The organism is Bacillus sp. EB600 (genome assembly GCF_024494385.1).
Classification (GTDB): Bacteria; Bacillota; Bacilli; order Bacillales; family Cytobacillaceae; genus JAEVLT01.
This window is the reverse complement of record NZ_JAEVLT010000019.1, coordinates 83096-92879: the sequence shown is the minus strand read 5'-3', so window position 1 is coordinate 92879 and position 9784 is coordinate 83096. Positions and strand designations below refer to the sequence as shown.

At 36.5% G+C, this 9784-nt stretch carries 10 protein-coding genes; 4 read left to right on the top strand and 6 right to left on the bottom strand.

Annotated features, from left to right (window positions below; translation table 11 throughout):
• The 4 genes from JN080_RS18150 to JN080_RS18135 form a co-directional block, all read left to right on the top strand.
• On the top strand, positions 1 to 751 hold a 751-nt coding region (locus JN080_RS18150), incomplete at its 5' end, for an ArdC family protein (RefSeq protein ID WP_375141689.1).
• A 114-nt stretch (positions 752 to 865) separates the two neighbouring features.
• Complete coding sequence (locus JN080_RS18145) at positions 866 to 1063, top strand: hypothetical protein (protein ID WP_256237395.1); 198 nt, start codon at positions 866 to 868, stop codon at positions 1061 to 1063.
• Between the two features lie 297 nt (positions 1064 to 1360).
• On the top strand, positions 1361 to 1858 hold the full coding sequence (locus JN080_RS18140) for a hypothetical protein (RefSeq protein ID WP_256237394.1): 498 nt from the start codon (positions 1361 to 1363) through the stop codon (positions 1856 to 1858).
• 469 nt (positions 1859 to 2327) lie between these two features.
• The gene (locus JN080_RS18135) at positions 2328 to 2570 is read left to right on the top strand and encodes a hypothetical protein (protein ID WP_256237393.1); all 243 of its coding nucleotides are present in this window, start codon (positions 2328 to 2330) and stop codon (positions 2568 to 2570) included.
• A 344-nt stretch (positions 2571 to 2914) separates the two neighbouring features.
• On the opposite strand, the gene tnpA is transcribed toward JN080_RS18135, so the two are convergent.
• From tnpA to JN080_RS18105, 6 genes are all read right to left on the bottom strand, one after another.
• A complete protein-coding gene (gene tnpA / locus JN080_RS18130) occupies positions 2915 to 3352 on the bottom strand; it encodes an IS200/IS605 family transposase (protein ID WP_256237392.1) in 438 nt (145 codons plus the stop codon).
• Between the two features lie 864 nt (positions 3353 to 4216).
• Positions 4217 to 6394, bottom strand: a complete 2178-nt coding sequence (locus JN080_RS18125; RefSeq protein WP_256237391.1) for a type IV secretory system conjugative DNA transfer family protein — start codon at positions 6392 to 6394, stop codon at positions 4217 to 4219.
• Complete coding sequence (locus JN080_RS18120) at positions 6391 to 6810, bottom strand: hypothetical protein (protein ID WP_256237390.1); 420 nt, start codon at positions 6808 to 6810, stop codon at positions 6391 to 6393. The genes JN080_RS18125 and JN080_RS18120 overlap by 4 nt, the downstream gene beginning before the upstream one ends.
• A 151-nt stretch (positions 6811 to 6961) precedes the next feature.
• Entirely contained in the window at positions 6962 to 7165 is a 204-nt protein-coding gene (locus JN080_RS18115) for a hypothetical protein (protein ID WP_256237389.1), read from the bottom strand.
• 587 nt (positions 7166 to 7752) lie between these two features.
• Complete coding sequence (locus tag JN080_RS18110) at positions 7753 to 8436, bottom strand: MerR family transcriptional regulator (protein WP_256237388.1); 684 nt, start codon at positions 8434 to 8436, stop codon at positions 7753 to 7755.
• Positions 8437 to 9348: 912 nt separating this feature from the next.
• Positions 9349 to 9780, bottom strand: a complete 432-nt coding sequence (locus tag JN080_RS18105; RefSeq protein WP_256237387.1) for a hypothetical protein — start codon at positions 9778 to 9780, stop codon at positions 9349 to 9351.
• Positions 9781 to 9784 lie beyond the last annotated feature (4 nt).

The following is a 9784-nucleotide window of genomic DNA, read 5'->3' as shown; positions in this document are numbered from 1 at the left end:
TGGCAACGTCGCAGTAAACTGGAAAACTCAAAAGCCATACAGAGGAATTAATACAATGTTATTAGATCCAGGTGAGTATGTTTCTTTCAAACAGGTTCAGGAAGCAAAAGGAAAAGTCAAAAAAGGAGCAAAATCAGAAATTGTGGTTTTCTGGAAGTGGATTGAAACAGAAAATAAAGATACAGGCAAAGAAGAAAAAATCCCCTTCCTTCGATACTACAGGGTTTTTAATATCAATCAATGTGAGGGCATTGAGAGCAAGCGTCAAGAAGAAGAAACTTTTGAACATGACCCAATAGAAGAAGCTGAAAACATTATAAAAGGGTATATAAATTCTCCTAGCTTCAGCTATAACAGTGGCAGAGCCTATTATCAACCTAGTATAGACCACATAAACATTCCACCGATGAAAGATTTTAGACAAGTTGAAGAATATTACGCCACAACTTTCCACGAACTCACCCACAGCACGGGCCATACCAGCAGATTAAAAAGAATCGGAATCACTTCAGCTACAGCCCATTTTGGCTCAGAAGAATATTCACAAGAAGAACTTGTGGCAGAGATTGGAGCAAGTATGTTAACAGGTTTAGCCGGTTTCGTGGATGTGACTTTTGACAACTCAGCTGCTTATATACAGTCTTGGTTGCGAAAATTAAAAGATGATAAAACATTAATCGTGAAAGCAGCCAGTCAGGCACAAAAAGCAGTAGATTATATTTTAGGAGTTAGCTATAACGACGAAAATTAAATAAAAACAGTAATATATAAAAATCACAAGCACAATCAATCCACCGGCTTTAGAAGCCGGTGGAGGATCAATTGAACATGTTGAACTTGAACTATCGAAAAAGGAGTGGAAAAAATGAAAGTTTTTCAAGTTGTTTATTTTGCAAAGGGCCTGCAAAGGGTATCGATTGTAGTGGCCAAAAACGAAGAACAGGCAGAACATATGGTTTCCAAAGACTTTGATTGGAAAGATCATTATGAATTAGATAGGATCCTTGAATGTGAACTGACAGCTGAAAACATTATCCATACGGAAGTGATAGAAATTATTTGATCAATATTACTTAAAAAACCGTTGTTGAGAATACTTGTAAAAACGCGGATTTTATCCATATAAGACCAACAACACCGGCTAGTACGGTGCCGGTATTGCTTCTCGGATGGAGAAAAAAACGTTCGTTTTTTCTTGATAAAAGCAGGCATCGAGTCCTGCTTGACGGTTGCTAAGCAACCTAAAGCCTTTGAAAGATGATTCGAGAAAGATAAAATATTTAGTAATTAGGTGGGCGTAAATCCATTGGTAAATGCGGGAAGTTCTTAAAAAAGCAGACTCAAAGGAGAGGGATCTGTAATGAAAACATGTCCATATTGCGGCACTAACATAGAAAGAATGGATCGGCAGCATTACTATTGTGATTTTTGTTGTATGAAACTTGATGCCAGGATTGTTAAAGAAAATCATGAGCGCCTAGATGTCCGATTTCGTGAGTTTGCCTTGGCTGCTCATATTGACAAGACAACACCGGAAATCATGACGCTATCCACCTTTGAGCTGCTGTGCTTGCTTAAAATGATACGGCAAGAACGGAATGACATGTATCATCATATGCATGTGTTTCGTCGGGCTGGTGATGCCGGCAGCAATGATTTTAAAAAAGTTGAAAAGGAATCAGGACGGGATTACATTTATTTCACTAAAAAGGCGTTTATTGTGGAAAATATCATTCGGTCGCGTTTAGGTTTTGTCCCCAGACGAATCACTGAGAAATATCTAACGAAGTATCTTGAAAACATCCAAAATGACAAAAAAGGTCCAATGATCATTCGGACCCAGCGTCAAAGCAGTTGAACAAATACGGATTAAATAACAGCTTATATAAAAGGGAAAGTTAGGTATAATATTTTTTAATTCCTTGTTCTTGAGTATAGTATGTTACTCAGGCTCCGGTTGCACTCTCGGAGCCTATTAGCACTTAAAAAATATTGAATTCCATTCATTTTCTAAAAACTCGCTTGAAATATGAGTAAATTAACATTATTGTTCAATAAAAGAATTTTTGTCATTCAATAATGAAGTTTCTGACTTTTGCTTTCACAATATGCACAATTAAATAACCTTATTTTCTTTGATACAACTGTTTTGTTTCCTTAATTATTAAAAAAACCATAATAAAACTCCATCTATTGAGAAATCAGGTTAAGGATGAGTAATCTCAAAAGTGGAGCGTTAGAAGGTTCTTTAGAGGGAAACCAAGGTATTTTAGTTTGCACTAAATTGCTTAAAATATTCAAGATTTATTTTTTTGAGGGGAACGTTAATGAGAGCAAGCATTAAAATTATTTACAGATCAGCTGGAAGCGGCAGCCTGATTTTACAACAAGCAAGCTTCCCATTGAAAGGTAGGAAACCGCATAAGGTAACATTCGATTGGTGGCAGCAAATCAAACGAGAAATGGAGGTCAAGGAGCTGCACCAGGCTATTTGCAATGGCGAAGAAATTACAGACATTATGAAAGAAATGGATCGAAAGTCCAACGGCGCCGATGACTTACAACGGTGAATTTAACTTTCATCCGAACATATGCTAATGTAACCAGGGGTGGTTTATTCATTTAGTCTTTATTTACGCAGGTTTTAAATTTTATTTATAAAAGCAACGGCGCTTTGATGAGAATTACTAAACAGGAGTAGGCGTCTCCGCAGTTTTTATCACCCTGCGAGATATTTTTTTAGATTTGGGTAAATAGTTGCTACTGTTTGTGAGCGAGCTGGGAGTATATCAGAATGCGTTTTCTAGATAAACGTGGCGTGCGGATGCACCCGCAATGCGATTGGAATCCTCCCGGAATGGCAGTCATTTAACGAAAGCCTGGCATTATTGATCGCCAAGCTTTTTTGTTTTATTTATATTTCTGCTTCAACTAACGTGGAACCCCTATATTGTTTAATCATTTGTTCAAACCGTTCATTTTCTGTTGAAATTATATACCGGGTATCCCATAGGCTACTCCCATGAGTTATTTTGGAATCTGGAAATTCCTTGTACAAAAACCTAGCGGATCCCCCTTTAAGGGCTTTAATAAGATTGGGAATATAGTGAGTAGTTTGACAGTCAATAGTAAGTATTACACTATTCATATCAAACTCCATTCCCATTATCTTAAATTCATGTGAAAGCGAAACGTTTTTGAAATAATTTCTAATAAAATTAATTTCTTTGGTTTCGAATGGAATGTTGTTTTTAGTGAAAAAAGCAATATGATATTGCAGAAAAGATTGATGATATTTGTTTGAATTTACTGGCATAAGTACGTAAAATCCCCTCTTTTTTTCCTTATTCATCCAATATATCACGATTGTTGGTTTTTAAAATGTGGCAAAGGAACCTAAAGATGTTTTTTCAATTAATTAATCAATTAATTAAAATCCGGGCTATCCTGTAATTTTCAACCTTTAAGCCGTTTGGAAATCAATTCAGCGTAGGAGGGGCTGGTACTAAACGTAGGAGCTAAATGTGATTAATTTGAATTAACCGTGCTATAATATATTTATAATTTAAAAAATTCCCCACAGTGTTGGAACACTTGGGGATGACAAGCTTTTCAACTGATAAAGTTGATCTGTATTGTTACGCAAAGGGAGTAGCTAACCATGGCAGTGGTGTTAAGAGCTACTTCTTTTTCTTTGCAACGGATATTGATAAGGCTAAAGCAATTGTTCCTTCAATCCAATGTCCGTATTCAGGAATAAGGGATAAAAGCTGATATAGCGTTATACTGTCACCCCCATTTCTTATGGGATGACCAACGTTTTATCGAATCGAAATAGCTTGTATAAATAGTGTACTTACTCTTTTTATCGTTGTCTATAGTGCCAATTATTACTGAAATCGAACGACAAGGATTTAGCGCCCTTCTACGTACACCAAACCGTTTTAGGTGCTGTAAAAAATTTTTTTACTTTTTTTTTCGTCCCTCTTCGGAAGATTGTTGTCAAAATAGTCATATTGATATAATTTGTTATGATTTTTTGGTGTCCTTGGAATTTGCAATAAAAAAAGAGCCATTACGGGCTCCTCGAATTGCTATCGATCAGGAATGAGTGACAGATCCATTTACATTTATTTTTATCTGTTCTGTTCATCCTTTTTCTGTACTGGTGCCTGCCTGGGTTCATGAGTGCTTTTCAATTGTTCAATGTTCTACACTATGGACCATAGTAAGGAGTTTTTTTTAAACTCGGAGGTTCCGCCATCATCGCAAGAAATGGTTTCTGAATTCCATTTCCAGCTCTAAGTACATTAATTGCATGATGCAATTTTAATTTTAATCCATCCTGCACCGTAAAAGGTGTGATTTCTTCAGCTAAATCCTTGAACGTTTTTTTGCTGCTGTTGTAGATGATGTAATGAGGTCCAGCTGCTTTAATGATTTCCGCCAAATCATTCGGGATTTGTTCCCACGAATGAAATAACCAAACATATCCTAAGCGCCATTTCCGGCTTTCAACAGCTGCAGACTTCCACGTTTTCGCACTTTTTAAAAATTGGTGCGGTTCATCATATACAGCAAAGAAAGGGTGCTGCTTTTCTTCGTCTCTAAGTGTCATGGCCAGGTCTAACTTACTGGAAATAAGACTTGCAATTAAATCTACTGCTTCCGGACCCAATTCCTTTTTAGGAACATTGATAATAACTGCTTTCTTTTGTTCCATTATTTCGACTAAATCAATTCCTTTATTGGATTCCATGCATTCGGATAGATATTGGTCCCCAAGGATAATATCAAGTCGATTGTAAATTGGAGATAAAATTTGTGCTCTTCGTTTCTCACTTTCTTTTCCGAAATTCTCAAGTGTTAGTTTATGAAGGCTGTTCGGCATTGTTTGAATCAAATTTTCCCGATATTTATTGTCTTCAAAAATTCTTATAATTTCACTTAGTTTCCCTGTCTTCATTGCCATCACAGCTGCTCGGATGTACCTAGAGGTTTGCGCTCCTGCTTCCTCATTTGATGTATGAAAAAATCCTAATATGGTATTAGCAAGGCGGTTTTTAGCTTTTGGGCTTCGTTCCACTTCTCTCCAGTCCAGGGAGAAAGGAACTTCACCGAGCTGGATTTTTGTTACCCAGTCAGAGTTTAAAACAGTTGAGACTTCTTTATAAATTTCTCCTTTTGCTGGATCGATTGCTAATGCCCCGAATCCATTTTTAACGCATTCCACAATAAAGTTGGCTGCATAGCCTTTTGTTTTACCAGAACCCATTCCACCGATAACAATCCTGGGAAGGCATAAAATATCATGATTTTTAATGGATTCATAAATCCTTATTTTCTTCTTTTTCACCTCGGCATCCCCTAAATAAAGTCCTTCTTTGGTCAAAATTTTAGGGATTTCAAGTTCCAAATTATCAATATGTGGGATGTGGTATTTTTCTTGCAAATCACCCGTCGGCAGCAAATGAAACCGGCTGATTTCTGGAATCGAAAAGTAATCTTTATTAATAAAGCCCCCTATTTTTCTTTCCATCATTTTTTCCCATGCTTTTTTCGGCTTCGTTGTATAGGGCAAGAGATAATTTTCCCCGTCCAGCTCCCGGAATGACATGGTTACCATTCGCATTAAAGCCATGGCCCGGTTTGGCGGTGCAACTACACCAATTCGAATTTCTGTGACATAGGCATCTCCTTTTGTTTTGTTTAATGTCGCAGAACTGAGCTTCCCATCTTTTAAAATCATGGCACGCTCTCCACTGTTTAGATCCACTTTCTCCATTTCTTTTCCGGTGATTAGTTCCGTTGTAATGCTTGCCGCTTCCAGCGCCACATAAGCAGCAATTTTAACCGATGTGCTGGCAATTTGTTTTTTATCAAACTTCAACTTTTGAGGCATTTCCCCTTTTCGAAAACGCTCATATGCATTGGCTGCACTGACAAACCAATCTCTTTCTGCAGGAGTGCTAATGGTTTGGATATATATTTTCTCGTTTTTTTCCAAGGCGTTAATTGTTTCTAACATGCTCGGAATGGCGCCTAAACTTCTTTTATCGACTTTTAGAGAAAACATGTAGTGATAATTGTATGATAATTGGGAGGTCAATACGGGTGGAAGGGTGAATGGATCTTCAGTTACTTCAACCGCTGATTTACTCCATGTGGTTTCCAGTGTTTTTTTCGCCAAGCTTTCGAGTTCTTTTGGCACCGTTAAAACATATTGTGTATTACCTTTTTCTAAAATGGTTTCGAAGCTCATAAAAGGGCTGCGGTTAAATCCTTTTCCGTTCCATCTTTCCAGTGGACTCAAGTAAATACAAAGGGATTGCGCTAAATGTTCTACATTTTTATTATCTAACCGGCTATCCGGTGTGATTTTTAAATGAATCATTTTCCGATCGCTTTCCCGACTTCGACCAGGATTGCCATGATTGCTGGTGCGAATTGCATTCCGATGTACCCCAAAGCTGCCCACTTGATGATGTTCAGTCCTTTTTGCCGATTCCCCGTCATAATGACTAAAAATCCGGCGCTTAGCATAATGAAGCATACGGGATAACTGAGTCCCTGGAGTAGTTGAACAATGGGGTCGAATGCGTGAATGATTTTGTCTGCTACTCCTAAGCCCAAAACTGGCGTAGGAATAGCCATCGCAGGCACGGCTTGTTGCGGTGCTTGGAGCGTGGTTGCGATGGCTCCAATTCCTAACCCGGTCAAGCCATCTAAAAGCATTTTTTTCTTAGCCGGGCTTACCTTCAAAAAATCCTTAATTCCACCAACAGTTTCCACTTTTTCCGAAAAAAACATGATACATAACCTCCTTGTTTTTGGGCATTCTAGAAGCAAGATTATAACGAAAAGGAGTTATTTATATGACAACGTTGATCGGATGGGGTTTGGTTGTAACTGGAGCCGCAGGTCTCGTGGTAAAAGTTTTAACGGATTTAGGGATACTTAATTAATCTAATGTAAATTTGATACCACCACTTTCCTTAATCACCTTTTGATTCGAGTGTTCTTTTTTCCGTTCAATATCTTCTTTAATTAGTTTTTTGACGTATTTGCTAAAGTTTTTTCTCCCGATGGATTTCAGCATTAATGCATCGTCCGGCTTGGTAATGTTAAAATGAACGCTTTTTACACGCACGTTTTCTCTTGGCATAAGCGCCCTCTCCCTTCTTTAAAGCCTATGAGCGCTATGTGTGTCCTTATGTATTGTCCTAAAAATAAAATAAGCCATCTCCTGCTAATAGGGATGGCAATTCGCTATGAGCGCGCTGCTAAAGCGACGCTTCGCTCTTAGCGTATGCTAGAGGGATACTAAAAATGCATATTTAAAGTAAAGCGCCTTAAGGCGCTTTTTTATTCAAAGAAGGAACAGCTTTGCAGCTCGCTTTTTTAAAAAAGTGTGTTTGGAGAAATAAACAAGTTTTTGATTGGTTCTCATTAGGAAAGGTTAATGCTTGTTTACATCGTATTCTTTGGAATGCTCATCTTTTTTGGCTACATGGGAAAAACCGAAAAAATCATTCAATGCGGAAAGTTTAGGAACTATACAAAAGCGGGTCTAATGAGAATCCCCTCTTTTGTAGAATATATATCCTAAAGGTTCGTACAATTGGGCAACATAAAACTTTAATTTTCTCATGTTCAAAAGTTCACAAGTGATATTTTTGAATTATTGTAGTCTACATGTGTCTATTTAAACACATGTAGACTACAAATATGTACACTAAAGTCTTAAAATTTTTATTGTTTTAAGTCCATTTTTTCTCGAAGACGGTTTTCAAAATGCTTATCTACATAGTCGCGGATAAATTGCCCCTTCTTTTCAAAGTCCACTTCTTTTCTAAAAAATCCAGCTTTTTTCATACGCTCTGTTTCAGGTAACTGAGACCATGCTTCGTTTGCTTCTTTTTCTAATTGAATCTCTACCCTTTTTCTTATTACGATCTCTTGGAAACGCTCTTCTCTACGCTCTTCAGGTGACAAAGGTTGAGGTAAGGTATTTAGGAGTTTCTCATAGTGACTTTTTAACTCCTCGACCTTCGTTACAGCAATTTCTTCGAATGCCTTTTTTACTTCTTCAGTTACTTGCCTTTTCAAGGTCTCCAAGTTGTCTACATGTGGTGCTGGTGTTTCTTCCTTCATTGGAAAAGGTCTTAACTCAAAAAAGTTAGGGAGATCATTTGCAATAGCTGTTAGAGACCATTTTTCTTCCCTTCTTTTCTTGATAAACACCGCAATTTTTAAGTCTAATTCATCGTACACTTTTTCATTTGTATCAAACGTACGGTTAACATAATGAAGATGTTCTTTCTCTAATCGTTTAAACCATCCATCTATCGTGTTAATATGTGTATTTGACTGATCTAGGTGCATGTTTAATTCCTCTACAAAATCACTTATTTTCCAAAACTTTTTATCACTCATTTTTTTACCTCCTTGAAACTTCAATTCGGATACCCGAGTATTTTGTGAATCATATGTATTGTAAAGGCTATATGTAGTCTCTAAATTATAAACGATATATAGAATACAAAACACAGATGGTCTACATCATTTAATGAATGATAGAGGTTAGCTATTGATAACTAAAAAACACTGGACGATAAGAGAGGCCACCTGTTAATTTTCGGGTTTTAGTTCGTTTTTTAGAAGAAGTTTATAGAACAATTGTAGAACATAAAGCACAAGTACTCCACATTTTTATGTATTTCTTCAAAATTATAAAAAACGTGGTATTAACAAGATGACTTATTTGTGGATCATATGTATTGTGATGACTACAAGTAGTCTCTAAATTGTAAAGAATATGTAGAATACAGATTATAAGTGGTCCACATCCTTTTAATTGATAAACATTATCAATTAAAAGGGATTAAGAAAAATAAGTTAATTATATGTAAACAATGTATTCGTAAGATTTATATCTAAAATTTATGGAACAATTGTAGAACACAGGGCATATATAGGCTACATTTATTTAAGTGTCTTTAAAGTTCAAAAAGCATGGCGTTGAATGTTTTATGGAGCAGTGTATTACGATGACTACAAGTAGTCTCTAATCTGTGAAGAATATGTAGAATATAGAACATAGGTAGTCTACATATTCTTATAATTGATAATATTTATCAATTAAAGATGATTTAAGAAAAGCAATTGGATGATATGTAGAACTAAGTTTTTTGTGGATCCACATTTATGGATTTATAGAACAAATGTAAAGTATACACTCTCGTGTGTTTAAATTAATTAGTGTATTTGACTTTCTATATGAAATATCCTTTCTCTAATTTTGACTGATTTTGTCTATATAGAAAAAACTCCATCTAAAAGATGGAGTTAGTCATCATCATCGACAAAATTCAGAAATGTTTTTTGGGCGAAATTCTGTAGTGTGCGATTGACTTTAAAAGGGGAGGGATTAGATTCTTCCTCTTCCTCTTTTACTATCTGCTGATTGAAATCAAAACCAACGGTCGGTCTTGTGACTACTTGATAAAGCAATTGGCTAATAAGAGCTTTTGTATTTGGCTGATTCAGCCAATCTTTTTGTTCCTGCGTTAAACCTTGAGGAAGCAATATATTTATTTGGTCAACATTCTCTGTTTCTAAGGCCTTTTTGGCAATGGCATCCACAAATATAGGGGCGATCTCACTGCTGAATTTACGGCCTAGTATTTTCTTTCTGCCACTTAAGTATTTACTGACATGGGGTGGGGTGTCTGATGGTAATCGAAAAGAAATGGTTTTACCAGGTTCAAATTCTTCCATGACT

Bases quoted from the DNA above. Each gene is read 5' to 3' on its own strand.
- JN080_RS18145 (WP_256237395.1), top strand. From the start codon at position 866: ATGAAAGTTTTTCAAGTTGTTTATTTTGCAAAGGGCCTGCAAAGGGTA.
- JN080_RS18140 (WP_256237394.1), top strand. From the start codon at position 1,361: ATGAAAACATGTCCATATTGCGGCACTAACATAGAAAGAATGGATCGG.
- JN080_RS18135 (WP_256237393.1), top strand. From the start codon at position 2,328: ATGAGAGCAAGCATTAAAATTATTTACAGATCAGCTGGAAGCGGCAGC.
- tnpA (WP_256237392.1), bottom strand. From the start codon at position 3,352: ATGAATAAGGAAAAAAAGAGGGGATTTTACGTACTTATGCCAGTAAAT.
- JN080_RS18125 (WP_256237391.1), bottom strand. From the start codon at position 6,394: ATGATTCATTTAAAAATCACACCGGATAGCCGGTTAGATAATAAAAAT.
- JN080_RS18120 (WP_256237390.1), bottom strand. From the start codon at position 6,810: ATGTTTTTTTCGGAAAAAGTGGAAACTGTTGGTGGAATTAAGGATTTT.
- JN080_RS18115 (WP_256237389.1), bottom strand. From the start codon at position 7,165: ATGCCAAGAGAAAACGTGCGTGTAAAAAGCGTTCATTTTAACATTACC.
- JN080_RS18110 (WP_256237388.1), bottom strand. From the start codon at position 8,436: ATGAGTGATAAAAAGTTTTGGAAAATAAGTGATTTTGTAGAGGAATTA.
- JN080_RS18105 (WP_256237387.1), bottom strand. From the start codon at position 9,780: ATGGAAGAATTTGAACCTGGTAAAACCATTTCTTTTCGATTACCATCA.